Genomic DNA, 23561 nt, shown 5'->3' on the forward strand with positions numbered 1-23561 from the left:
CGATGTCGTCAGACCTTCTCTCGATTGCCCGCAGCGGCGCGAAAGCTGCGCGGATCGCGCTGGACGTCACCGCCCAGAACATCGCGAACGCGTCGACGGAAGGCTATGTCCGCCGCACGGCCAAGATGTCCGAGGTTTCGACCACGGGCTATTTCGGACAGACGTCCGACGTTTCGCTGTCGGGCGTCCGCGTCAGCCAGGTGGTGCGCAACGCCGATGCCTTCCGGCAATCGGAAGTGCGCCGGACCGGCTCCGACACGGCGCGCGCCGATGCGGAAGTAACCGGCCTCAGCAACGTCGAAACGGCGCTGGAACAGTCCAACGTCTATGATTCGATCACGTCGTTCGAATCCACCCTTCAGAAGCTGAAGGAAGATCCGACCGACAGTTCTCTGCGCGCATCCGTCGTGGAAAGCGCGCGGACGATGACCAACACCTTCCAGATCGCCTCGCAGCAGCTCGACGCGGTGGGCAACGGCCTGCACTTCGAAGCCAACGCGGGCGTGACCGAGGTGAACCGCCTGGCGCAGGAACTGGCCCGCACCAACGTCCGCCTCGCGCGGGCATCGGACGCGACCAGCGACCAGACCTCGCTGCTCGACCAGCGCGACAATCTGTTGCAGCAGATGAGCCAGTACGGCGACATCGCGACCACGTTCTCGCCGGACGGCACCGTGAAAGTGCAGATCGGCGGCGCCGCCGGCCCCGCGATCGTCAACGGCGGGTCCACCGACGCGCTGGCCGCCGCGACTGCCGCGGACGGCACGATCACGTTCTCGACAGCGTCGGGCGCCAGCGTTGCCCTTTCCGGCGGTTCGCTGGCCGGCCAGAACCTCGCGCTCGGCAAGCTGTCGCAGCTTCATGGCGATCTCGATGCGCTCGCGGCGAACATCGTCACCACGGTGAACGGCGTCCAGACCGGCGGCGTGGACGTGGACGGCAACCCCGGCGTGGCCATGTTCTCCGGCACCGATGCGGCCAGTTTCTCGCTGGCGCTGACAAACGGCTCGCAAATCGCCACGGCTCCGGCTGGCTCAGCGGCCAAGAGCCTCGACACGACGAACCTTGACGCGCTGCGCAACGCACTCGGCAACGCCGACCCGGCAGGCAAGATGGACTCGATCCTGTTCGACGTCTCGTCGGCCGTATCGGGCCGCACGGTGACGCGCGACGCACTGAAGACCATTTCCGATTCCGCCAAGACCACGCTGGCCGCACAGTCCGGCGTCGATCTCGATAGCGAGGCGGTGAATCTCGTCCGTTACCAGCAGGCGTTCCAGGCATCTGGGCGCGTCATGCAGGTAGCCTCCAACATCTTCGACACGCTGATAGGCATCAGGTGATATCATGACCACTTTCGCTACCAGCACCAGCGCGTTCTACAGCCGCTCGACGCTCGACCTCACGTCGCTTCGCGCCCAGGCGGAAAAGCTGCAGACGCAGATCAGTTCGGGCAATCGGCTGACGACCTCGTCGGACGATCCGGTCGCGGCATCACGGCTACGCGCGCTGTCGCGCACCGACACGCTGTCCAAGATCGATACCGACGCCGCCAACCGCGCGACATCGGATCTCAATCTGGCGGATTCGGCAATGACCGAGTTTTCCAACACGATCATCCGCGTGCAGCAGCTGGCGACGCAGGCCGCGAGCGGCACGATGTCCGACACGCAGCGTTCTAGCATCAGCACCGAGCTGAAGCAGTTGCAAGGCAACCTGGTGGCGCTTGCCAATACGCGCGATTCCGCCGGGCACGCGCTGTTCGGTGGCCAGACGGGCGGCGATGCCTACACTGTCGATGCTTCGGGCAACGCCTCCTATATCGGTACCGGTTCGGCCGGGCAGCTTGCGCTCGGCGACGGGCAGACCGTCACGCGCGGCGTGACCGGTCCGGAATTTCTGTCGTTCAACGTGAACGGGACGCAGACCGACATCATGTCGGTAGTGAAGACCCTGTCCGACGCGCTCGACGCGGGGGGCGCCGGGGCCACCACCGCCGCCAACAATGCGCTGACGTCGCTCCAGGCGGGGTTGGATTCGGTCACCACCGCGCAAACGGTGGTCGGTTCGCGACTGTCCTGGATCGACATCAACGTCCAGCGGCAGACCGCGATGGCCACATCGCGCGCGACCGAACAGAAGGACATCGGTGGCACCGACATCACCGAAGCCTTCACGCGGCTGCAGGAACTTTCGACCGTGCTCGAAGCCAGCCAGGCAAGCTTCACCAAGCTTTCGGGCCTCTCGCTGTTCAGCATGTTGAGCTGATCCCGAACCACACCGCTTTCGAATTCTGAAGGGTTGAACTTCCATGTACGCTGGTATCGGCATCATTATCCTGCTGGTCATGGTCTTCGGCGGCTTTGCCATCACTGGCGGCGCGCTGGGGCCGGTCATGGAGGCGATCCCGCACGAAATGCTCATCATCGGCGGCGCGGCTGTCGGCGCGCTGGTCACGGGCAACTCGATGCACGAGCTGAAGGCGATCGGCGGCGGTTTCGCCAAAGTGTTCAAGGGGCCGAAGCACACCAAGCAGGATCACATCGACGCGATCATCCTGTGCACCAAGCTGATGAAGATCCTGCGGTCGGACGGGCCGGTGGCGCTGGAAAGCCATGTCACCGATCCCGCCAGCTCGCCGATTTTCGCGGAATTCCCGCGACTTCTCGCCAACAAACCTTTGATTTCGCTGATCTGCGATACGCTGACCCTGATCGTCGTCTCCTCCGGCACGCTGGAAGTGCACGCCGTCGAGGACGTGATGGATCACGCGATGAAGACGCACTTCCATGAAGAAGCCGAACCGCAGCACGCGCTGCAGGGCCTGGCCGACGCCCTCCCCGCGCTGGGTATCGTCGCGGCGGTTCTGGGCGTCGTGAAGACCATGGGCTCGATCGACAAGCCGCCGGCCATCCTGGGCGGCATGATCGGTTCGGCGCTGGTCGGTACCTTCATGGGCGTGCTTCTGGCCTATGGCATCGTCGCCCCGCTGGCGAGCCGCCTCAAGCAGGTGCTCGATCAGGACGAGATGATCTTCCAGGCGGTCAAGCAGGTCATCATCGCTTCGCTTCACGGGTGGCCGCAGCCGCTGGTGGTGGAAAGCGCGCGGTCGGGTCTTGGCCACGCCTTCCGCCCCGGCCTGTCCGAACTGCTCGACGCGCTGCGCGGCCGCTAAGGGAAGGCTGAACCCATGGCCAAACCTCCCAGAGGCAAGAACGAGCCGCCTCCGGCGCCAATCATCGTCAAGAAGGTGACGGTGGTAGCCGGCGGGCACCATGGCGGCGCGTGGAAAGTCGCCTACGCCGACTTCGTGACCGCGATGATGGCCTTCTTCCTGCTGCTGTGGCTGCTGGGCGCAACCACGGAGAAGCAGCGCAAGGGCCTTGCCGACTATTTCACGCCCACCCTGGTCAAGATGAAGGAAGGCGAAGCCGGCTCCTATGGCCTGCTCGGCGGCTCCTCGATCACCGACGCGGACAACTATCCGCACAAGGCCGCGCAGACCGGCACCAAGACTCTGACCGTGCCGCGCGACGCCACCGGCGGCGCCAAGGACGGCGGCTCGAAGGCCAAACGCACGGCCGTCGAGAAGAAGTTGCAGGAAAAGCTGGCCGCCAACGCCAAGCTGCGCCAGCTTGCCCGGCAGGTCCGCATGGTGGACACCACCGAAGGGACGCGCATCGACCTGGTCGACGACGCCAACTTCTCGATGTTCCGCCTCGGCACCACGCTGCTGACGCCCGACGCGACCGAACTGTTGCAGGCAATCGGCCAGGCGATCGGCCCCGATCCATCCGGCATCACCGTGCGCGGCCACACCGATTCGGTGCAGTGGAAGCCCGGCCAGGCCGCCAACAACTGGTCGCTTTCCGCCGGCCGCGCCGAAGCCACGCGACAGGCACTGATGCACCAGGGCGTGGCCGAAAGCCGCTTCCGCCGGATCGAAGGCGTCGCCGACCGCGAACTGCTGGTGAAGGACAACCCGTCCGATCCGCGCAACCGCCGGATTTCCATCCTGCTGGTGAACTGACGCCTGCCCTTCAGGTTTCGCCGAAAATGTCCCGCTGCGCGCTTTCGAGTTTCTCGAAATAGCGCCGGCGGGCATGGCGTTCGGTAACCACGCCGACGACGTGCTGGGCGGCATCGACCACCACCATTTCGTCCACTGCCAGCCGATCGAACAGGGCCAGCATCTCCTGAATGCCCGTCTCGGGATGCAGCGTGGTATCGACCAGCGTGGCTACCGAACTGATCAGGCCATCCAGGGCGAGATCGGACCGATAGGCCAGCGCCGTGGGAACGATCCCGCGATAACGCCCTTCGCGATCGACAAGCACGGCCTTGCTGGCCGATCCCAATGGAATCGCCGCGCGAAACGCGGCAATGGTGCTGTCGTCCGCGATGCTGACCCAGTCCTTGCGCATGATGCGGCCGGCGTGAAGGTCCACGACCCAGCTGATGTCGCGCGGACTGCGCACGATCGATCCGCGCACGTGGAGACGCCAGGTGGAAAAGGAATAGCCGAAGGCTTCGCGCGTGACGGCGCTGGAAATAAGCGATGCGGTCAGCACCACGCCCATCAGCGCGAAATCGTGCGTGGTTTCCAGCATCAGCATGGCCAGCGTCATCGGACCACCCACCACGGACACGCTGAATGCGGCCATGCCCACCAGCGCCGCATCGTTGGAATCGATCGCCAAGCCGGGAAACAGCATGTTGCCCACACCGGCAAAAATCTGCCCGACCAGTGAACCGAGGAACAGCGAGGCGAAGAAAAGCCCCCCGCGGAAACCGAAGCTGAGCGAGATCACGGACGCCGCGATCTTCAGGGCCAGCACGGTCAGCAGAAACATGATCGGCGGATGCAGCAGAAGGTTGAGGTGCAGCGCGCCATGTCCGGCCGACAGCGCCTGCGGCGAGAGCCAGGCGATCGGCATGAGCAGGAAGCCGCCGATCACCGGCCGCCACACGCCGATGCGCGTCCAGGCTTGCACCACCAGCTCCATCGCCGTGACCAGGCGCATGACCACGATGCCCATGGAAGCGCAGACCAGTCCGAGCGCCGCATAGACAAGGTAATCGGGCGTGTGCAGCACCCGGTCCGCCGTCGTCGCGATCAGATAAGGCTCCACGCCAAGCAGGCGCGTGACGAAGACGGCCGACAACGCGGCCGTGACCACCGGTGCGATCGCGGCCGGGGTGTAGGTTCCGATCACGATCTCGAAGGCATAGAACGCGCCGGCCAATGGCGCGCCGAAAGCCGCGCCGACGGCCGCGCCGGCCCCTGCCCCGGTCAGCGTGCGCAGATCCGCGCGGCGCAGCTTGAACCATTGCCCCAGCGCGGAGGCGATGCCGCCGCCCATCTGGGCATAGGCGGCTTCGAGCCCGACCGAAGCGCCCGCACCATTCGATACGATGGTCTGCCCGGCGATGATCAGGCTGTCGGACAGTGGCAACCGCCCGCCGTGCAGCGCATTCGCCTCGACCACGTCGATCAGCGTCCGGCGGCGGCGATGGAGCCATCGCGCCATGAACACCAGCAACAACCCGCCGATCGGCAGCGCCAGCAGGCGCCAGGGGTGATGGATCGATCCCAGCGCGCTCAGCCGGTTGATCGTGACGCCATAGAAGAAGTGCTGGATGCCGTGCGCCAGGAACTGCTGCGCATTGGTGAGGATACCGGCCGCAAGCCCGGCCAGCAGCGCGAGCACGATAAAGGCCGCCTCGCTTTCGCGCAGGCGGCGGCGGAACCGGATGGCGGCGGACCGCACGAGATATTTGCCAGACGAAGCCACGGCTCCGGCCAATCGCCTCGCGCGCGCGGAGTCAAGAAGACATGACGCATGCCCGCGCTGAAAACGCCAAAGGCCCGGCGATCTCGCGATCGCCGGGCCGCCACCTGGTGGAGGCAGGTGTCAGGTTGCGTCAGGCTTAGCGGAGCAGCGAGAGAACGTTCTGCTGGCTCTGGTTGGCCTGGGCGATCATCGCCGTCGAAGCCTGGCTCAGGATCTGGGCCTTGGCGAGCGCCGTCGTTTCCGCCGAGTAGTCGGTGTCCTGAATGCGCGAGCGGGCATCCGACAGGTTCGTGACGTTGCTGGTCAGGTTGTTGACCGCCGACTGGAGGCGGTTCTGGCCGGCACCCAGCGTCGAACGGGCGCTGGAGATCGATTCGAGTTCGGTGTCGAGCGTCGACAGAAGGCCATTGGCCGACGTCGCCGTCGAAACGTCATAGGAACCGGCCGCACCGCCGCTCGCAGCCAGCGTGGTCAGGTCGGCCATCGAAAGGTCAACCGTGTCGCTGGCGTTGGCGCCGGCCTGGATCTTCACCGTCGCGGTCGAACCGTCGAACAGAGCAACACCGTTGAACTTGGTGTTGGTGACGACCTGATCGATCTGCGAGGTCAGCTGGTCGACTTCCGTCTGCATGTAAGCGCGGTCGGTGGTGTCCTGATAGGTGCCCGAAGCCGACTGGGTGGCCAGTTCGCGGATACGCTGCAGCATGTTGGTGACTTCGCCCAGCGCGCCTTCAGCCGTCTGCGCCAGCGAGATGCCGTCGTTGGCGTTGCGGATGCCCTGGTTCATGCCAGTGATCTGCGAGGTCATCGAGGTGGCGATGGCGAGGCCGGCGGCGTCGTCCTTCGCGCTGTTGATGCGGGTGCCGGTGGACAGGCGCTGCATGGCAGTGCCCAGCATCTGGCTGGCCGAGTTCGAAGCGTTCGCCGCGCGCAGTGCGCTGATGTTGGTGTTGATAACGGTCATGTCAGTCTCCAGTGAGGATCGTTCCCGAGAGGACCGCCGAGTCACGGGGATAACGCGGCTGTCGAGGCAAAGACCGGCATGGGGATCGGGTTTTTAAGGGGAAAAAATGCGCGGCGTGCAAAAAACTACGCTCAACGCCTAAGTACGAACACTGAGGTTAATGGTTCATTTAGGATTTAGAGGCAAACCGTCACCAGATATGGTTAAGACGGGGGCCATTAACATGGATCAACATACGGACGGATTGAACGTCTCTGAACAAGCCGGAAGCGTTAACGCGCCACTGGTTCAGCGGGCGGATGCTATTGTCGGGAGCTTCGGCAGCAGCGCTGGTACGTATGTGTACGCATCGGAAGAATGCGTGCAGCATGATCCCAGAAAGATCGCGATCGCCCTTGAACGCGCACCGCACAACGAACTGATCCGCGCGCCGGGAGGCCGCCAGTTCACGCTGCGCTATGTCGATGGAGCTTCGGAAGGCGCGCTCGCCGCGCTGCTTGCCTGTGCCGCCCCCGCCGGCACGCCCGTAGCCGCCGATCCAGAAAGCCTCTCCGTCCTCGCCCTGGCCGAACGCATCGCCGCGAGCGACATTCCCGTGCTCATCAACGGCCCGACCGGAACCGGCAAGGAAGTGTTGAGCCGCTTCATCCACGATCGTTCGCGCCGCGCCGACAAGCCGTTCATCGCCATCAACTGCGCCGCGATGCCGGAAACGATGCTGGAAGCGCTGCTGTTCGGTCACCAGAAGGGCGCCTTCACCGGTGCCAACGCGGCCAGCGAAGGTTTCTTCCGCGCCGCCGACGGTGGCACGCTGCTGCTCGACGAAATCGCGGAGATGCCGATTTCGCTCCAGGCAAAGCTGCTGCGCGCGCTGCAGGAAGGCGAAGTGCTGCCGCTGGGTGCGACGCAGCCGGTCAAGGTTGACGTGCGCGTGATCGCCTGCGCCAACCGGGATCTGCCGCTGGAGGTCGAGGAAGGCCGCTTCCGCGCGGACCTTTACTACCGCCTCAACGTTTTCCCGCTCTCGCTGGGCGCGCTGTGCGAGCGCCCGGAAGATATCGCGCCGCTCGCCTTCGCGATGATGCTGCGCCACGTTCCGCGCGGCATGAACACGCCGTGGATTTCCGATGCCGCGATCACGCTGCTGGCCCAGCACACCTGGCCGGGCAACGTCCGCGAACTGGAAAACGTGGTGCGCCGTGCGCTGCTTCTTGCAGGCGATGCGCCGGAAATCCTGCCGCAGCACATCGTGTTCGATCGCCCTGCCCGCCTGGTCACTGATCGCAACGGCGCGCAGGCCGCACCGATGCCGGGCACGGTGACGCCGATCAACCCGGCAGTACCGGCCGCGCCCGCCGAAATCGTCGCGGACGACATGGGCGCGTCCGGAGCCAAGCTTTCCAACATCGTTCAGATTTCCGAAGCGCGGGCAATCCTGGCCACGCTCGAGGCCTGCGGCGGCAGCCGCGTGGCCGCGGCACGCCAGCTCGGCATTTCGGAACGCACGCTACGCTATCGCCTTGCCAGCTTCCGTGAAGCCGGCATCGCAGTCGCTGGAGGTCGTCGATGAGTGGTATCAACGGAATCGGCGGAAGTGCCGCCGGGGTGCAGCAGATCATCGCGCTGCGTCAGCAGATCATTGATCGTTCCAACCTGCTTCAGCAAATCCACAAGCCCGATGCAGCCGCGTCGGGCGCGGCCGAGACCCAGAGCAGTGGTCCGGCCGGCGGTTTCACCGAAGCACTCAAGTCCGCGCTCGACAGCGTCAGCGCCACGCAGAACAAGGCGGAAGCGGTCAGCGAAGCCTACGAACGTGGCGAAGTGACCGATGTCGCGAAGGTCATGCTCGCCCGGCAAGAAGCCGGCGTCGCCTTCGAAGCCACGCTCCAAGTTCGCAACCGCCTGCTGTCCGCGTACCAGGACATCATGCGGATGGGGGTCTGATAAATGAGTGACCTTGTTCCCGCTGTCGCTGGCGGCAGTACTCCTTCGGTGCTGACGCCGCTGACCGATCCCGCGCTCGGCGGCGCTTCGGCACGGCTGCGCGCCTTCATGGGCCAGACGTCGGTTCGCCGCGCCCTGCCCTGGTTTGCCGGCATGTCGGCAGCCGGGCTTGCCGGCGTGCTGTGGATGACCATGGCCCCTGCCCCGCAGCGGATGCTCTATTCGCAGCTTTCCGACAACGAACGCGCGCAAGTGGTCGCCGCGCTCGACAAGGCGTCGATCCCCTACACGATCGACAATTCGACCGGCGCGATCACCGTGCCGGAAAGCGATCTTTACAAGGCCCGCATGGTCGCTGCCTCGGACGGGGCGATCGCCGCGCCCGAAACCGGGCAGCAGATGATCGACAAGCTGCCGATGGGCGCCAGCCGGACGCTGGAAGGCCAGCGCCTTCAGGCCGCGCGCGAGCGCGAGCTGGAACTGACGATGATGGAAATCGACGGCGTGGAAGCCGTGCGGGTCCACCTTGCCGAACCGGAAAAGTCGGTGTTCGTGCGCGACAACGTGGCGCCTTCGGCATCGGTCATGGTCAAACTGGCCCGTGGCCGCCAGCTTTCCGACAGCCAGGTTTCCGCGATCGTCAACCTCATGGCGGGATCGGTGCCGGGCCTGTCGGTCGATTCCGTGAAAGTGATCGACCAGCACGGCCGCCTGCTGTCCGCCGCCAAGGCGGGTGATAGCGACCGCATCGAAATCCAGGGCCGGATGGAGGACAAGCTCCGCCAGCAGGTTTCCCAGTTGCTGACCCCGATGCTGGGCGACGGCAACTTTTCGAGCGAGATCCAGGTCGATCTCGATATGGACCAGGTGACCTCGGCCCGCGAAAGCTATGACAAGCAGGGCGCGGTCCGCACGGAATCGCAGTCCGCTTCCCAGTCGGCCGGAGCGGCCGGCGCGATCGGGGTACCGGGCGTACTGTCGAACACGCCGCCACCCGCGACCACCGCCCAGCCGGGTGCGCCGCAAGGCACGCCGGCGCAGGGGGCGCAGGCCGCCAACGGCCAGGCGCCGGGAACTCCGGGCACGCCCGGAACGCCCGCCGCACCGCCATCCAATGGCGAAAGCTCGTCCACGCGCACCTACGAACTGGGCCGCGAAGTGGCCGTGTCCAACGTGGCGCCGGGCAAGATCAAGCGCCTGTCGGTTGCTGTGGCCGTGAGCCAGGAGGCGATGGCCAAGGCCAAGCCCGCCGATATCGAACAGATCAAGCAGCTCGTCAGCGCCGCTGTGGGCGCGGACCCGACGCGGGGCGACCAGGTCGCCGTTGCCATCCGCAGCTTCAAGCCGGCGGTTGTCGAAGCGCCCAAGTTCTACGAGACGCCGTGGTTCGCCACGATCCTGCGCAATGCCGTTGCCCTGCTCGCGGTGCTGCTGGTGCTGCTGCTGGGCGTGCGCCCGCTGATCAAGGCGCTGAAGCGCGATCCGGCCGCATCGAAGCGCAGCAAGGCTGAAAACGACGATGAAGAGGCAGCGGAGGACGGCGAAGGCGCCGTTTCCGCCCCCAAGCCGCTGGTCGCCAAGGCCGATCTGCGCCCGGCGCAGGACGCCTCCACGGGCGTCGTCGATACCGAACTGCTGAGCCGCCAGGTTGGCATCGCCCAGCGGCTGGTGAAGGAAAAGCCTGACAGCGCCGTTGCCGCCCTGCGCCAGATGTTGAAGGAAAATACGGAGGAAGCGGTATGAGCGACCTGTCTCCCATCAGCGGCGCCGAACGCGCCGCGGTGATGGTCATGCTGCTTGAGGACGAGCAGGCCGCGGAAATCCTTGGCCAGCTGGAACCCGAAGAGCTGCGGACGCTGGGCGAGAAGATGTGCGCGCTGGGCGAGATCGGCCCGATGGCGATCGCGCAGGCGATCACCGGTTTCGTCGAACGCACCGAACGCCTTGGCCTGACCGCGCACGACCGCATCGGCCAGGTCCGTTCGCTGATGACCCGCGCCGTGGGCGAGATCAAGGCGGAAAGCCTGATGCAGCGCATCACGCCGGCCGACCTGCCGCGCACCTCGCCGCTGGAACTTGCGCGCTGGCTGACGCCCCAGGTGCTGACCCCGCTGATCCGCGACGAACATCCGCAGGCGATCGCGGTGCTGCTGGTGCAGCTTGACCCGGAAGTGGCCGCCGCCGTGCTGCACGCGCTACCGGACAACATCCAGCCGCAGGTCGTGCATCGCATCGCCACGCTGGGACCGGTTTCGCCGGATGCCATCGCGATGCTCGAACAGATGCTGAATCGCCGCATCGGCGAATGCCATGGCCAGTCGGTGATGACGATGGGCGGGCCGCGCGAAGCGGCCGACATCATCAACGCCGCCGCACGCGCGGTCGAAAAGCGGGTGATGCCCGAGATCAACAAGATCGACAAACAGCTCGCCAAGCAGATCGAGAACGAGATGTTCAAGTTCGAGCACCTATTCGTGCTCGACAGCAAGTCGATGGGTTCCCTGCTGCGCGAAGTGGACAGCGACACGCTGATCGCCGCGCTGAAGGGCATTCCGGACACGCAACGCGAGGTGTTCTTCGACGCCATGTCCTCGCGCGCCGCCGATGGCGTGCGCGACGAGATCAACGAGCGGGGCCGCATGAAGATGGCCGAAGTGATCGAGGCGCAGAAGGCCATGGTCACGGCCGCGCGCCGGCTGGCTGCCGAAGGCGTGATCGTGTTCGGCGCGAGCGACGACGATTATGTCTGAGCCGACCCGCGCGGTTGCGCTTTCCGCATTGACGGAACGGCGCGTAGGCTTTGCTCCGGACAAGCGCTTCGTTGGTGGCGGCCGCATGGAAGTATCGCCGCTGGCGCGTCGCGCCCACACGCCGCCTGCCCCCGTTGTCGAACACGTCCCCGAACCGGAACCGGAAAATCCGGTCACCCGCGCTTTCGCGGATGGCTATGCCAAGGGCCACGCCGAGGGACGCAGCGCCGCCGAAGCAGAAGCCGCGATCGCCGACGCAACGCGCCACCGGATCGAAATGGCGATGACGCGGATGGATGGCGATCAGCTTGCGTTGCTGCATGAACGGCTGCGCGAAACGGTTCTGGCCTTGTGCCAGTCCGTGCTGGACGAAGCCGCCATCGCGCCCGATCGGCTGACCGAACGGGTCCGGATCGCCGCCGGAATGCTCGCGCGCGCGCAGGACGCGCGCGTGATCAGGCTGCATCCCGAGGATCTCGCGCTGGTTGCCCATAACCTGCCCGAAGACTGGCACTTCGAACCCGATCCCGCCCTCGAACGCGGCTCCATCCGCGTGGAAGGCGCGCAAGGCGGCGTCGAGGATGGGCCGGAACAGTGGCGCATCGCATTGCAGGAGGCGCTTCGCGCATGTTGAATCCCGCGCTCGCGCCGGACGCCATCCCTCCTTCCCGCATGAACCCCGCCCTGGCGATGCTCCACCGCTTCGCCGCGGCGGATCCGGACCTGGCGCCTGCGCGCTATGGCCTGCTGACCGCCTGTGATGGCGGCATGCTGGAAGTGACCGGACTATCCGTGCCGATCGGCACGCAGTGCCGGATCATGCACGGACGCGGTTCGCTGGCGGCCGAGGTCATCGGCTTTCGCAACGGCAATACCCTGATGATGCTGCTCGGCGATCCCGTGCTGCTGCGCCCCGGCGCGCGCGTGCGGCCCGAAGGCCGCCCCGGCATGTTGCCGGTGGGTGAAGCCTTCCTGGGACGCGCGGTCGATGGCGAAGGCAAGCCGATCGATGGCGGCGCCCCGATCGTTGCGCAGAAGGAATGGCCTTCGGGCGGCGTCCGCGCCGGCGCGCTGGATCGCAGCCCGGTCCGCCAGACCTTCGATACCGGCGTTCGGGCGCTCAATGCCATCACCACGTTCGGCGTCGGCCAGCGCATCGGCATCATGGCCGGTTCCGGCGTCGGCAAATCGGTCCTGCTCGACATGGTCGCGCACGGGGCCGAAGCGGAAATCGTCATCGTCGGCCTGATCGGCGAGCGCGCGCGCGAAGTATCCGATTTCGTCGAACGCCACATGAATGGCGAAAAGCGGTCGCGCAGTGTCGTGGTGGCCGTTCCGGCGGATCACGCGCCGAACCTGCGCATTCGCGGGGCGTTGCTCGCCACCAGCCTGGCCGAATACTTCCGCGCGCAGGGCAAGCGCGTCCTGCTCATCATGGACAGCCTGACTCGCGTGGCCCATGCCGGGCGCGAGATCGCGCTGCTGCTGGGTGAACCCGGCGCGGCGCGCGGCTATCCGCCGTCCGCGCTGGCGACGATCACCAAGCTGGTCGAACGCGCCGGCAACTCTGCCGCCAGTGGCGGTTCGATCACCGGACTCTACACGGTGCTGGCGGACGGCGACAACCAGGACGATCCGGTGGTCGATACCGCCCGCTCGATTCTCGATGGTCACGTCGTGCTCTCGCGCGATCTCGCGCAGCGCGGGCAATATCCGGCGATCGACATCGCCGCCTCGCTCAGCCGCGTGATGAACGACATCACCGCGCCGCAGCACCAGAAGCTGGCGCGCGATTTCCGTGCGCTGATCGCCAGTTACGAAGCCAATCGCGATCTTGTGCTGATGGGAGCCTATCGATCGGGCGCGGACCCGCAACTGGATCGCGCCATCGCCATGCATGACGAGCTGACGCAGTTCCTGTGCCAGCCCGCGCCCGAAATCGTCCCGCTCGATGCGAGCGTCGCCGCGTTGACCAAGCTGCTGGACCATGAAGGCTGAACGCGCCAAACTTGCGCGCCTGCAACGCCTGGAACGCATCCGCGACATCGCGCGACGGAATGCGCTGGTCGAAGCCGGGCTCGCGGAGGGCACCCTTGCCCAGTTGCAGGGGCTGGCCGAACGCACCGCGCGCATGTCGCTCGACTATGCCGCGCGCAGCGATGCCCAGGACGCGGCCGCGCTCCAGCACCTGCACCAGTTCGTGCGCGGGCTGGACGAGGTTACCAATGGAACCCGCGCCGACATGGAACGGGCGCGCGCCATCGCCGATGCCAAGGCGCGCGAAGCCGCTGAAGCCGAACGCAGGCGGGCCGCGGTGGAGGACAGGGTCGAGGCCCAATCCCAGCTCATTGCCCGCAAAACGGCGGCAAACACCGTGGCATTGACGGCAAAAAAGGCATTTGGCACGAACCTTGAATAGAAGATCGCGGAACCACCAGGGAGTCCGCGATGTTCGAAATTGCCGCCTTCAATTCTGCGACGGCCGCGCATGCAGGCAGCGATGCCGCACTGTCCGCGAGCGACGAGAATGCAGGCAGTCCGGCATTTCAGGCCGTTCTGGATCAACGCCGGGCGTCCGCCGCTCGCAATGCGAACGATGATCGTACCGCGTCCACCGCACGCGATACTGCAAAGCCGGCAGACGATTTGCCGGCAAGCGGCAAAACCTTGCCGGTTGCCGGCAAGGCATCCGGCAACGATGACGATGACGCATCCGAAAAGGACGAGGACCGCAAGGATGCCGAGGCCAAGGCAGCGGCAAGCATCGATCCCTCGCTGATCGCCAGCCTTCTGCGGCAAACGCAGCCGAACGGAAACGCCGCTGGCGCTTCCGAAGCCACCGCTGACGGAAGCGCGGCCGCAACCGCTCCCGCCCTGCCCGTCGCCATCGCGCAAACGGCCAAGGCCGCTGGCGCGCAGATCGCCGGTGCCCTGGGCATTCCCGAAGACGTCGCGACCGCCAAGCTCACGCTCGAACCGCAAGGCGCGGCACCGGCGGCGACCACCGGCGACAAGGCTCAGGCCGCCGCCCACGCCGCAGCGCCGCAGACGGCGGACATGCTGGCGCAGGCGATGGCGCCTTCCGAAACCTCCCACAAGGCACAGTCCGCCACGCTTGCCGCCGCCGTCTCCGCCACCAAGGTAGAGAGCGATGCCCTGCCGACCGACGGCTACTCGCTTGCCGCCGTTCAGAGCGCGCCGGTCAACGCCGCGCAGCCCCAGGGCGCCGCGCCAGCCAACGGCGCTTCGGCGGCACAGCCCGTCAACTTCGCCACGCTGGTGGAAACGATCGCCCGCGCGAAGGAAGAAGCCGGCATTGGCACGGTCGGCGTCTCGCTCGCCCACGCCGAATTCGGCAAGGTTTCGCTGCAGTTCCGCCAGGAACACAATGGCCTCTCCGTTGCGATGAGCAGCGCCGACCCGGCCTTTGCCCCTGCCGTGGCCGCCGCCAGCCGCGCAGACGCCGGCTCCACCAACGCCGACGCCAACGCGCCGCGATCGGAAGCGCAGCAGCGCCACGCCGGCGGCCAGACGCAGACCTCGGCCGACGGCGCGAACGCGCAGGGCCGCCAGGGTCGCGCGCCGATCGCCGATACGCTTCCCCGGACCGCCGCGCCGCGCGTCGGCGGTCAGGAAACCACAACCGATCCCAACGCTGACGGCATCTACGCCTGACGCGCCCCACCATTCCACGAATACCGATCGAAGGACCTCGCATGAGCGATAAGAAGGACAAGGAAGCCAAGCCGAAGAAGGGCGGTGGCATGATGATGAAGATCGGCATGGCCGTTGGCCTGATCGCCGTCGGCGGTGGCGGGGCTTACGGTCTTGTCGCGGCCGGGATCATCGGCGGCTCGCACGAAGCCAAGAAGGAAGACAACACGCCCAAGCTGATCCGCAAGGGCGCCAAGGATCCCTTCGCGCCCGTGGCCAAGGAAGGCGAAGGTGAGGGCGCGGCGGCCGAAGGCGCCGAGGGTGACGGCGGCAGCGAATACCGCACGCTTTACTTCAGCTTCGCCGAGGATTTCACGTCGAACCTCAGGGATTCCGACGCGCTTGTGCAGACCAGCATCGCTGCTTCCACGCGCCGCGACTATCGCGTGATGCTGTGGCTCAAGAAGCATGAACTGGCGCTCCGATCCGCGATCCTCGCCGATCTGGCCGACACGCCCGAAGCAGACATCCACACTGCCGAAGGCAAGGATCGCCTGCAGAAGCGGCTGACCGCCACGATCAACAAGGTGCTGACTTCGGCCGAAGGTTTCGGCGGAGTCGACGCGGTCTATTTCAAGACTTTCATCGTCCAGTAAGGCAACCATGAAGCCAGAACGCGCCTTTATTGCCGAACGCCCGCTGGCCCAGCACAGCGAAGCGTTGCTGCGCCCCGGTCCCGGACCGGCGGAACTGATCCCGGCGCTTTCCCGCGCCACGGAACGGTTCGCCCGCTCGCTCCGCGTCGCGCTTGCACCGCTGCTGGGCAACGAGGGACCGCAGGTGGCGGTTGCCGAACCGACGAGCTGCAACTTCAAGGAATTCGTCACGACGGTTGAATCGCTGGCGGCGAACAGCCTGATGGCAGCCGGTTCCCAGGCTGCTCCGCTGCTCTGCACGATCGAGGCGGAAGCGGTGCTCAGCCTGGTGGACCGCGCGTTTGGCGGCCGCGGCCAGGTGCCGGAGGTGCTTCCCCGCGAATTCCCCCTCTCGGCGGAACTGATGATCGACCGGCTGGAACGCCAGATCGGCATCGGGCTGGCCGCCGCGCTGGGATCGAATTCGGCGGACGCCGTCCAGCCGATCCGCCGCGACAGCAGCCTGCGTCAGCTCCACCCCTTCCCGGCGGCGACGCAACTGGCCGTGCTGACCGTGTCCGTGACGGAGGAAGGCCTTGCACCGTGGACCATGCGGATCGCTTTCCCGCTGACCACGCTGGCGCACCTGTTCGGGCATGGCGAGAAGCCGCCGATCGCGCGCACCCGCGTTGGCCCGGCCGATCCGTTGTCGCAACCGTTCGCGGACATGCCGCTGCCGGTCAGCGCGCTGCTGGTCGATGTGGCACTGCCGCTTTCCACGATATCATCGCTGGAAGTGGGACAAATCCTGTCCTTGCCGATCGCCCGCAACATTCCGGTCCGTGTCGGCAAACGAACGATCGCGCACGGAACGCTTGGCTCGGTCGATGACCGGGTCGCCATCCAGATCACCAATCCTTCCTGATTTTGCCAGACCACACGCATTCGAACGAGGCACCCCATGAGCTTTATTCCCCGCAGCTTTGATCTTCTGAAGGACGTGGACGTCCGCCTGACCGTGGAACTCGGTCGCACCGAAATGAAGTTGAAGGACGTTCTCGGCCTGAGCGAGGAAAGCGTCATCATGCTTGACCGCCAGACCGACGAACTGCTCGACGTCATGGTCAACGGCAAGCTCATCGCGCGCGGCGAAGTCGTGGCGCAGGGCGATCGCTTCGGCCTTCGCATCGTCGAGCTGGCAGGCGACGCAACGCCTGTCGCCTTCACCGGAAAGGGCGAGGCCGCCTGATGTTCTGGTATATTCTCAAGCTGCTGATCCTGCTGCCGCTGATCGGCGGCCTGGCCTGGGCCAGCCTGAAGTTCGCCAAGCGGATGGAAGGCAAGTTCGGGCAGGGACAGGGCACGCGTTCGGTGAAGATCATCGAAACGCAGATGCTCTCGCCCACCCTGCGGCTTGCCGTGCTGGAATTCCACGGTCGCGAAATCCTCGTCTCGGCCTCGAAGAACGGGCTTGTTGCCCTGGCGGAAGCGCCGGCGCGCAGCGCCTCGCACGAGCCGCTGATCGACACCACGGCCTGACACCGCCTACCCGCAGGATCTTCTTCGCATGCGTATCTTCGGCCCCATGGCATCCGCCCTGTTCAGCGCGTTCCTGGCCATTTCCCTGATTTTCGGCAGCGTGCCGGCCGCCCATGCGCAAGCCGTGGCGCCCGCATCCGCCGCCCCCGCTTCCACCATCGCCGCGCAGGCCGCGCCCGCTTCGGCCCCGGCTGCCGCGACCCCGTCGCCTTCGGCCGTTTCGGGCGCGCTCGACCGCGCCTTCGGCCAGATGGCCGGCAACCAGCAGGGTGGCAGTCTTTCGCTATCGCTGCAGCTCCTGCTCATCATGGGGCTGCTCACGATCCTGCCTTCGCTGGTCCTGATGATGACCAGCTTCACCCGCATTCTCGTGGTGCTGGCGATCCTGCGGCAGGCGCTGGGGCTTCAGCAGTCGCCGCCGAACCAAGTGCTGATCGGCCTTTCGCTGTTCCTGTCGCTGTTCGTCATGGCGCCGACGCTGGACAAGGTGAACGCCAATGCGATCCAGCCCTATGCCGCCGGCACGATCAACGCCGAGCAGGCGATCAGCGCGAGCGGCAAGGAATTCCACGCCTTCATGATCCGGCAGACGCGCGAGCACGATCTGTCGATGTTCGCCGACATGGCCCACGCGCCCAAGTTCACCAACGCCGCCGACGTGCCCTTCTCGATCCTGCTGCCGGCCTTCGTGACCAGCGAGTTGAAGACCGCCTTCCAGATCGGCTTCATGCTGTTCCTGCCCTTCCTGGTGATCGACCTGGTGGTTTCATCGGTGCTGATGAGCCTGGGCATGATGATGATGTCGCCCACGGTAATCTCTTTGCCATTCAAGCTGTTGCTGTTCGTTCTTGTGGACGGGTGGGCACTGCTGATGGGCAGCCTTGCGGCCAGCTTCGGCTAGGAGGAGACGCGCCATGGACGATACTTCCGCCCTCCTTGCCCTTGCCGACCGGATGCTGTGGGTGACCGCGCTGGTTGCCGCCCCGGTCCTGCTCGCCTCGCTGGCCGTCGGTCTTGTCGTCGGCGTCATCCAGGCGGCGACCTCGGTGAACGAACAGACGCTGACCTTCGTGCCCAAGCTGGCGATCATCGCCCTGGTTCTCGTGCTGCTGGGCGGCGCGATGATGGGCCTGATCGGCGATTTCATGAAGGACATCTTCGCCCAGATCGCGGCCACCGGGAACTGAGCGCCGCGCGATGATCCAGCTCAACTTCGGCTTCGGCGGACTGGAACACGAGTTCTGGCGGATGCTGTTCGTGATGACACGGATCGGCGCAGCCATGCTCGCCGCCCCGCTGTTCGGCGCGATGGCCGTCCCCTATCAGCTGCGCGTCGTGCTTTCGGCGTCGCTGGCCATCATGATCTGCGCCTGGTCGCCCGTCGCCCCGCCCCCCGCCCTGCTGTCGCTGGCCGGGCTGATGGCCACGCTCAACGAGATCATGATCGGCCTGTCGCTCGGCTTCGTGCTCCAGCTTTCCTTCGCCGCGCCCACGATCGCCGCCGAAGTGATCGGCGCCAGCATGGGCATGAGCATCGCCACTGCCGCCGACCCTTCCAGCGGTGCGCATTCGCCCGCGCTCGGCCAGTATTTCGCTGTGGTGCTGACCGTGCTGTTCCTGGGCCTTGGCGCGCATCTCAACTGGATCGCGCTGATCGTGGAAAGCTACCGTGCATTCCCGCCCGGCAGCGCCTGGTTCGCGCCCGGCCGGTTCGAAATCATCATGGGCTTCGGTTCGGTGATGTTCGCCACCGCGCTTTCGATCGCCCTGCCGGTCACGCTGCTGCTGCTGCTGGTGCAGGTGATGACCGGCGTGATCAGCCGCTCTGCCCCCAGCCTCAACCTGTTCTCGCTGGGCCTGCCCGCCGGCATCCTGGCCGGGCTCGTCGCCCTGATCGCCGCGATGCCGCTGCTGACCGACCGGCTGGAAGACCTTTCCGCCGCCGCTGTCACGCAGGCCGGCGCCATGATCGCCAAGTAGGAGCGCCACGGTGGCCGAGGAAAATGGCGAAAAGACATTCGCCCCAAGTGAGAAGCGCAAACGGGACGCCGCCAAACGCGGCGACGTATTGCGCTCCCGCGAAGTCACTACGGCGATCGCCGTGCTCGTGGGCGCCGCCTGGCTGAAGTTCGCCGGCCCCTGGGTGCTGACCGAACTGGGCGCCACCGCCCGCGCCGGCTTCAGCTGGGATCGCGGCACGCTGGAAGATTTCTCGCCCGATCAGATGATCGTGCCGGCCATCGTCGCGCTGCTGCCGCCGGTGCTGGTCCTCGGCGGCCTGATCATGGCCGCATCGCTCGGATCGCAGATCGGCCTCAGCGACGGGCGCTGGGTGGGCAGCAACCTTGCCCCCAAGGCATCGCGGATCAACCCGCTTTCGGGCCTGAAGCGGATGCTCGGCCTGCAGGGCTGGATCGAACTGGGCAAGGGCCTGGCCAAGCTCGTTCTGCTCGGCAGCATCGCCTACTTGTGGATGCGCGGGCGGATTTCCGGGCTGGTTGGCCTGGGCGGAGGCGAAGTGCGGATGCAGCTTGCCTATGCCTGGGATTCGCTGCTCTCGCTGCTGTTCATGCTCGCCGGCGGGCTGGTCGTGATCGCGATGATCGACTTCCCGGTCCAGTGGGCACGCCGCTTCATGCGGCTGCGCATGAGCCACCAGGACATGCGTGACGAAAGCAAGGAAGCCGAAGGTTCGCCCGAAAAGAAGGGCGCGATCCGCAACAAGCAGCGCCAGCTTGCCATGGGCGGCGTGCAGAAGGCGATGCGCGAGGCCCAGTTCGTGATCACCAACCCGACCCACTTCTCGGTCGCGCTGGCCTACGATCCGGACAAGGCCTCCGCGCCGATCGTGCTGGCCAAGGGCCGTGGCGAAAAGGCGCTGGCGATGCGCGAACTGGCCGCGGAACTGAACGTGCCGACGCTGGAATACCCCGCGCTCGCCCGTGCCGTGTACTTCACCACGCGCGAAAACCAGGTGATCCGCGAGGAGCTGTACGTCGCGGTCGCTTCGGTTCTGGCGTTCGTCCTCTCCCTGAAGCGTGGAGAGACACCGCCCACCCCGCAAGTGGAAGTGCCGATCGAGGTGCGCTTCGATGCGGACGGCCGACCGGAACGCCAGACAATGCATTGATCCGCCACCCCTTAACTCACCGGCCCAGGGACCGTTCTTTTCGTCATGGCTACGACCTCATCCACTTCGAGCACGACCTCGTCGACATCATCCTCGTCGGTCACGTCGACATTGCTGTCGGCCCTCGGCGGTGGCAGCGGCATCAACATGGCGTCGCTGGCGGAGCAGCTTTCGTCGGCCCAGTACGCGAGCCGGATCGACCAGCTCAGCACCAAGTACGACAAGCTGACGACGCAGATCTCGGCCGCGTCCACGCTGAAAAGCATGATCTCCTCGCTGGCCACGTCGCTCGGCACGCGCGTGCGCACGGGCGACCTTGCCGTGACGCCGACCATCACCAATGCGAGCGTGGCCTCCGTCACGAAGGGAACCCTTTCGGGCAGCGGCACCTATTCGCTGGAAGTGACTTCGGTCGCCAAGAGCCAGACGCTCAGCTCGCCGGTCTATGCCGCGTCGACCTCGACTGTAGGTTCGGGCACGCTGACGCTGAAGTTCGGCACCGTGTCCGGCTCCTCCTTCACCGAGGATACGAGCCACAGCGCGGTTGACATCACCGTTCCGGCGGGCGCCACCCTCAGCGATGTGGCAAAGGCGATCAACGCTTCGAGCGCAGGCGTCACCGCCTATGTCGCAAACGGCTCCAACGGCGCGCAGCTCGTGCTCAAGGGCAAGGATGGCGCGGCCAACGGCTTCGTCCTCGAAGCATCTGAAAACGCCTCCGATCCGGGCCTGTCGAACTTGGCCTGGTCCCCTTCCGGCGATCTTTCGCGCTTGACCACCACCGCGACCGACGCGGTGTTCAAGCTGGACGGCGTGCAGCGCACGAGCACGTCCAACACCATCACCGACGCCGCGCCGGGCCTGACGCTCAAGCTGACCGGCACCAATGCCGGCTCGCCCACGACCATCGGCTTTTCCGACCCCACCAGCGCCATTTCGACGGCGATGTCCGATCTCGTCGACGCGCTGAACTCGGTCGCGGGCGAACTGAAGAACGACACGGATCCCAACTCGGGTGCGTTGAACAACGATCCCGGCGCGCGATCGCTGCAGAACACGCTGACGACGCTTGGCAGCACGGTGATCATGCCCAACGCCGCCGCCGGCGCACCCAAGACGCTGTCCGATCTCGGGCTGGTGATCCAGCGCGACGGCACGTTCACGCTGGATTCGAACCGCCTGTCCGCCACGCTGGCGAACTACCCTTCCGAATCCGCGGCCATGTTCACCAACGGCCTGTATGGCGTCTACGCCTCGTTCGACAAGATTTCGCGCAACCTCACCTCGGCAGTGGACCCCAGTTCGCTGACCGGGACCGTCAACCGCCTGACGGCGGCGCAGACCAAGGCCGCGAGCGACAAGAGCGATCTTGCCGCCCAACAGGAAACGCTGCGCCAGCAGATGGTCAGCCGCTTCGCCTCGCTCGACACGCGGCTTAGCGCGTCGAAATCGACGCTGTCCTTCCTGCAGGCGCAGATCTCGGCCTGGAACTCCAAGAGCTCCAGTGGCTGATGCGGTATCTCCGGGATCCCAGCGAAGCCTATCGCCGGGTCGATTTCGACGCCCGCGTGTTCGGCGCCGATCCGCGACAACTGGTGGACCTGTGCCTGGAACAGTTCACCGGCTCGCTATCGCGCGCGATCTATGCGGCGGGGCGCGGCGACAATGCCGCGAAAAGCGCGGCGCTCACGCGCGCCGTGTCCTCGCTTCTGGCGCTGGAAATGGGGGTGGATACCGCCAACCCTACCGGCCCCGCGCTCATCCAGCTCTACCAGGCCGCGCGCCGCTCGGTGCTTGATTCCGCCGTGAACTTCGACGCGGAACGGCTGACCACAATCCGCGCGGATTTCCTCGAGATCCGTCAGGCCATGCTGCAAGCGGCGCGCGGCTGAACGCCGCCGCCGTTCGTCGCGCTTGCGATCAGGCTCTCATCATGGATTGCGGACGGATTGATCGATCCGGACCGGTCGCGGACACATCTGTCCGCCGGTCACGATCCCCCGCACCGGCCCCGCCCCTTGTCCCCGAAGGCTATGGGACGCACGGTCCGGATCGATCGCCGTGCCGGCATCGGGTCAACACCGCCCGCTGCCGGCCTCAACCAATATTGCAACAGCCGATCATGGCGGCCGCGAGTTCATCCAGCGCCACCTCGCGCGAGGCGGCATCGAGTTCGATGGCGACCGTCGGCGCTTCGGCGACCAGCGCGGTCTTGCGGTCCTGCGCGAAGGTATCGCAGCCGGCTTCGCGCAACAGCTTCAGTCCCTTCGCGCCATCGCTGCCCATGCCGGTCAGCACCGCGCCCACTGCGGGAACCGCGCCACGCGCGATCGAGCCGTAGAGCAGATTGGCGGAAGGTCGCGCGCCCTCGATCGGTTCGCGCGCGATCAGGCGGATGCGCGGCGGCGTACCCGGTTCCACCACGACATGGCATTCGGGATCGGCGGCGATGTGGATCGTGCCCTGGCTGAGCGCCGCGCCGTCCTTCGCCGCCTTCACCGCGCACTTCAGGTCGGTGTTCAGCCGTTTGATGAACGTTTCGACGAGGGCCGGCTCCGCCTGGAGGGCGACGATGGTCGGCGGGCAATTGGACGGGAAATCGGAAAGGAGCGTCGTGAGCGCGTCGATCCCGCCCATCGAGGCACTGCACGCCACGATGCGGCCGTTCCATTCGAACTGGGCATCGACCTGCTTCTGGTCCCGCACGGTCTTGCGATCGCGCACGTTGCTGTTGGCGGCCGCCAGCACAATCTTGCCCAGCTTGCCGACCGACTTGTTGAACTGTTCCGGCGTGGCGCGCAGCGGCTTGGGAAAGCACTCCACCGCGCCCAGCTCGAACGCCTTGAGCGAGGTTTCGGTGCCCGCCTGCGTCAGGCTCGACAGCATGACCACCGGCAGCGGATTGTGCTCCATGATTTCTTCAAGGAACTCGATTCCGCTCATGCCCGGCATTTCGACGTCGAGCGTGATCACGTTCGGGCGCAGCGCGTCGATCTGGTCGCGCGCCTCAGCAGCATTGGCCGCCGCGCCCACGACCCGGACGTTCTTCGCCTGGTCCAGAATATCCGAAAACAGCGCGCGCATCGCGGCTGAATCGTCAACGACAAGAACTCTCGCTTCGTGCATCTGCTTGCAAACCTTCGCCTGCAG

The 23561-nt window shown here is 66.1% G+C and carries 25 protein-coding genes; 22 read left to right on the forward strand and 3 right to left on the reverse strand.

Going from position 1 to position 23561, the window contains the following annotated elements; genetic code table 11:
* The first annotated feature begins 2 nt into the window (after nt 1-2).
* The 4 genes from flgK to EH199_RS10725 are packed head-to-tail and all read left to right on the forward strand — an operon-like array spanning nt 3 to nt 4030.
* On the forward strand, nt 3-1343 hold the full coding sequence (flgK, locus tag EH199_RS10710) for a flagellar hook-associated protein FlgK (protein ID WP_124809250.1): 1341 nt from the start codon (nt 3-5) through the stop codon (nt 1341-1343).
* A 4-nt stretch (nt 1344-1347) separates the two neighbouring features.
* Complete coding sequence (locus EH199_RS10715) at nt 1348-2268, forward strand: flagellar biosynthesis protein FlgL (RefSeq protein ID WP_124809251.1); 921 nt, start codon at nt 1348-1350, stop codon at nt 2266-2268.
* A gap of 43 nt (nt 2269-2311) precedes the next feature.
* Entirely contained in the window at nt 2312-3175 is an 864-nt protein-coding gene (gene motA / locus EH199_RS10720; protein ID WP_124809252.1) for a flagellar motor stator protein MotA, read from the forward strand.
* Between the two features lie 15 nt (nt 3176-3190).
* On the forward strand, nt 3191-4030 hold the full coding sequence (locus EH199_RS10725) for a flagellar motor protein MotB (RefSeq protein WP_124809253.1): 840 nt from the start codon (nt 3191-3193) through the stop codon (nt 4028-4030).
* A 10-nt stretch (nt 4031-4040) separates the two neighbouring features.
* Here the strand turns inward: EH199_RS10725 and EH199_RS10730 are convergent, their stop codons facing one another.
* Both EH199_RS10730 and EH199_RS10735 read right to left on the reverse strand, forming a co-directional pair.
* Nucleotides 4041-5795 (reverse strand): chloride channel protein, encoded by a 1755-nt coding sequence (locus EH199_RS10730; protein ID WP_124809254.1) that lies wholly within the window; start codon nt 5793-5795, stop codon nt 4041-4043.
* 136 nt (nt 5796-5931) lie between these two features.
* Complete coding sequence (locus tag EH199_RS10735; protein WP_124809255.1) at nt 5932-6759, reverse strand: flagellin; 828 nt, start codon at nt 6757-6759, stop codon at nt 5932-5934.
* 361 nt (nt 6760-7120) lie between these two features.
* Here EH199_RS10735 and EH199_RS10740 point away from each other — a divergent pair, with 361 nt between their 5' ends.
* Genes EH199_RS10740 through fliS form a run of 18 tightly spaced genes read left to right on the forward strand, consistent with a single transcriptional unit; the run spans nt 7121 to nt 22303 of the window.
* Nucleotides 7121-8329 (forward strand): sigma-54-dependent Fis family transcriptional regulator, encoded by a 1209-nt coding sequence (locus EH199_RS10740; RefSeq protein WP_223806612.1) that lies wholly within the window; start codon nt 7121-7123, stop codon nt 8327-8329.
* The gene (gene fliE / locus EH199_RS10745; protein ID WP_124809256.1) at nt 8326-8703 is read left to right on the forward strand and encodes a flagellar hook-basal body complex protein FliE; all 378 of its coding nucleotides are present in this window, start codon (nt 8326-8328) and stop codon (nt 8701-8703) included. The genes EH199_RS10740 and fliE overlap by 4 nt, the downstream gene beginning before the upstream one ends.
* A 3-nt stretch (nt 8704-8706) precedes the next feature.
* On the forward strand, nt 8707-10446 hold the full coding sequence (gene fliF / locus EH199_RS10750) for a flagellar basal-body MS-ring/collar protein FliF (RefSeq protein ID WP_124809257.1): 1740 nt from the start codon (nt 8707-8709) through the stop codon (nt 10444-10446).
* A complete protein-coding gene (gene fliG, locus EH199_RS10755) occupies nt 10443-11453 on the forward strand; it encodes a flagellar motor switch protein FliG (RefSeq protein WP_124809258.1) in 1011 nt (336 codons plus the stop codon). Before fliF ends, fliG begins: the two co-directional genes overlap by 4 nt.
* Nucleotides 11446-12087, forward strand: coding sequence for a FliH/SctL family protein (locus EH199_RS10760; RefSeq protein WP_124809259.1), 642 nt, complete (start codon nt 11446-11448; stop codon nt 12085-12087). Before fliG ends, EH199_RS10760 begins: the two co-directional genes overlap by 8 nt.
* 56 nt (nt 12088-12143) lie before the next feature.
* On the forward strand, nt 12144-13451 hold the full coding sequence (locus EH199_RS10765; RefSeq protein ID WP_370449684.1) for a FliI/YscN family ATPase: 1308 nt from the start codon (nt 12144-12146) through the stop codon (nt 13449-13451).
* Nucleotides 13441-13872, forward strand: a complete 432-nt coding sequence (locus EH199_RS10770) for a hypothetical protein (protein ID WP_124809260.1) — start codon at nt 13441-13443, stop codon at nt 13870-13872. Before EH199_RS10765 ends, EH199_RS10770 begins: the two co-directional genes overlap by 11 nt.
* A 29-nt stretch (nt 13873-13901) precedes the next feature.
* Entirely contained in the window at nt 13902-15128 is a 1227-nt protein-coding gene (locus tag EH199_RS10775; protein ID WP_124809261.1) for a hypothetical protein, read from the forward strand.
* A 41-nt stretch (nt 15129-15169) separates the two neighbouring features.
* Nucleotides 15170-15763, forward strand: a complete 594-nt coding sequence (locus EH199_RS10780; RefSeq protein ID WP_124809262.1) for a flagellar basal body-associated FliL family protein — start codon at nt 15170-15172, stop codon at nt 15761-15763.
* A 7-nt stretch (nt 15764-15770) separates the two neighbouring features.
* On the forward strand, nt 15771-16667 hold the full coding sequence (locus EH199_RS10785) for a FliM/FliN family flagellar motor switch protein (protein ID WP_124809263.1): 897 nt from the start codon (nt 15771-15773) through the stop codon (nt 16665-16667).
* Between the two features lie 36 nt (nt 16668-16703).
* Nucleotides 16704-16991, forward strand: a complete 288-nt coding sequence (gene fliN / locus EH199_RS10790; RefSeq protein ID WP_124809264.1) for a flagellar motor switch protein FliN — start codon at nt 16704-16706, stop codon at nt 16989-16991.
* Entirely contained in the window at nt 16991-17281 is a 291-nt protein-coding gene (locus tag EH199_RS10795; RefSeq protein WP_124809265.1) for a flagellar biosynthetic protein FliO, read from the forward strand. Before fliN ends, EH199_RS10795 begins: the two co-directional genes overlap by 1 nt.
* Nucleotides 17282-17309: 28 nt before the next feature.
* Nucleotides 17310-18182, forward strand: a complete 873-nt coding sequence (fliP, locus tag EH199_RS10800) for a flagellar type III secretion system pore protein FliP (RefSeq protein WP_124809266.1) — start codon at nt 17310-17312, stop codon at nt 18180-18182.
* 13 nt (nt 18183-18195) lie between these two features.
* Nucleotides 18196-18468, forward strand: a complete 273-nt coding sequence (locus EH199_RS10805; RefSeq protein ID WP_124809267.1) for a flagellar biosynthetic protein FliQ — start codon at nt 18196-18198, stop codon at nt 18466-18468.
* A 10-nt stretch (nt 18469-18478) separates the two neighbouring features.
* Complete coding sequence (gene fliR, locus EH199_RS10810) at nt 18479-19261, forward strand: flagellar biosynthetic protein FliR (RefSeq protein ID WP_124809268.1); 783 nt, start codon at nt 18479-18481, stop codon at nt 19259-19261.
* 10 nt (nt 19262-19271) lie between these two features.
* Nucleotides 19272-20411: a flagellar biosynthesis protein FlhB gene (locus EH199_RS10815; protein WP_124809269.1), complete on the forward strand. Its 1140-nt coding sequence runs from the start codon at nt 19272-19274 to the stop codon at nt 20409-20411.
* Between the two features lie 45 nt (nt 20412-20456).
* A complete protein-coding gene (gene fliD, locus EH199_RS10820; protein ID WP_124809270.1) occupies nt 20457-21923 on the forward strand; it encodes a flagellar filament capping protein FliD in 1467 nt (488 codons plus the stop codon).
* Nucleotides 21923-22303 (forward strand): flagellar export chaperone FliS, encoded by a 381-nt coding sequence (gene fliS, locus EH199_RS10825; protein WP_124809271.1) that lies wholly within the window; start codon nt 21923-21925, stop codon nt 22301-22303. The genes fliD and fliS overlap by 1 nt, the downstream gene beginning before the upstream one ends.
* Nucleotides 22304-22508: 205 nt before the next feature.
* Here the strand turns inward: fliS and EH199_RS10830 are convergent, their stop codons facing one another.
* On the reverse strand, nt 22509-23537 hold the full coding sequence (locus tag EH199_RS10830) for a chemotaxis protein CheB (RefSeq protein WP_124809272.1): 1029 nt from the start codon (nt 23535-23537) through the stop codon (nt 22509-22511).
* Between the last annotated feature and the right edge of the window lie 24 nt (nt 23538-23561).

The sequence above is a fragment of the Novosphingobium sp. LASN5T genome, assembly GCF_003856955.1.
In the GTDB taxonomy this organism is placed as follows: Bacteria; Pseudomonadota; Alphaproteobacteria; order Sphingomonadales; family Sphingomonadaceae; genus Novosphingobium.

Coding starts and splice junctions, on each gene's coding strand:
- EH199_RS10715 (WP_124809251.1), top strand. CDS start 1,348: ATGACCACTTTCGCTACCAGCACCAGCGCGTTCTACAGCCGCTCGACG.
- EH199_RS10735 (WP_124809255.1), bottom strand. CDS start 6,759: ATGACCGTTATCAACACCAACATCAGCGCACTGCGCGCGGCGAACGCT.
- fliF (WP_124809257.1), top strand. CDS start 8,707: ATGAGTGACCTTGTTCCCGCTGTCGCTGGCGGCAGTACTCCTTCGGTG.
- fliD (WP_124809270.1), top strand. CDS start 20,457: ATGGCTACGACCTCATCCACTTCGAGCACGACCTCGTCGACATCATCC.
- fliP (WP_124809266.1), top strand. CDS start 17,310: ATGCGTATCTTCGGCCCCATGGCATCCGCCCTGTTCAGCGCGTTCCTG.
- fliR (WP_124809268.1), top strand. CDS start 18,479: ATGATCCAGCTCAACTTCGGCTTCGGCGGACTGGAACACGAGTTCTGG.
- fliS (WP_124809271.1), top strand. CDS start 21,923: ATGCGGTATCTCCGGGATCCCAGCGAAGCCTATCGCCGGGTCGATTTC.
- fliN (WP_124809264.1), top strand. CDS start 16,704: ATGAGCTTTATTCCCCGCAGCTTTGATCTTCTGAAGGACGTGGACGTC.
- EH199_RS10770 (WP_124809260.1), top strand. CDS start 13,441: ATGAAGGCTGAACGCGCCAAACTTGCGCGCCTGCAACGCCTGGAACGC.
- EH199_RS10780 (WP_124809262.1), top strand. CDS start 15,170: ATGAGCGATAAGAAGGACAAGGAAGCCAAGCCGAAGAAGGGCGGTGGC.
- fliE (WP_124809256.1), top strand. CDS start 8,326: ATGAGTGGTATCAACGGAATCGGCGGAAGTGCCGCCGGGGTGCAGCAG.
- EH199_RS10785 (WP_124809263.1), top strand. CDS start 15,771: ATGAAGCCAGAACGCGCCTTTATTGCCGAACGCCCGCTGGCCCAGCAC.
- EH199_RS10795 (WP_124809265.1), top strand. CDS start 16,991: ATGTTCTGGTATATTCTCAAGCTGCTGATCCTGCTGCCGCTGATCGGC.
- EH199_RS10830 (WP_124809272.1), bottom strand. CDS start 23,537: ATGCACGAAGCGAGAGTTCTTGTCGTTGACGATTCAGCCGCGATGCGC.
- fliG (WP_124809258.1), top strand. CDS start 10,443: ATGAGCGACCTGTCTCCCATCAGCGGCGCCGAACGCGCCGCGGTGATG.
- motA (WP_124809252.1), top strand. CDS start 2,312: ATGTACGCTGGTATCGGCATCATTATCCTGCTGGTCATGGTCTTCGGC.
- EH199_RS10760 (WP_124809259.1), top strand. CDS start 11,446: ATGTCTGAGCCGACCCGCGCGGTTGCGCTTTCCGCATTGACGGAACGG.
- EH199_RS10775 (WP_124809261.1), top strand. CDS start 13,902: ATGTTCGAAATTGCCGCCTTCAATTCTGCGACGGCCGCGCATGCAGGC.
- flgK (WP_124809250.1), top strand. CDS start 3: ATGTCGTCAGACCTTCTCTCGATTGCCCGCAGCGGCGCGAAAGCTGCG.
- EH199_RS10765 (WP_370449684.1), top strand. CDS start 12,144: ATGCTCCACCGCTTCGCCGCGGCGGATCCGGACCTGGCGCCTGCGCGC.
- EH199_RS10805 (WP_124809267.1), top strand. CDS start 18,196: ATGGACGATACTTCCGCCCTCCTTGCCCTTGCCGACCGGATGCTGTGG.
- EH199_RS10725 (WP_124809253.1), top strand. CDS start 3,191: ATGGCCAAACCTCCCAGAGGCAAGAACGAGCCGCCTCCGGCGCCAATC.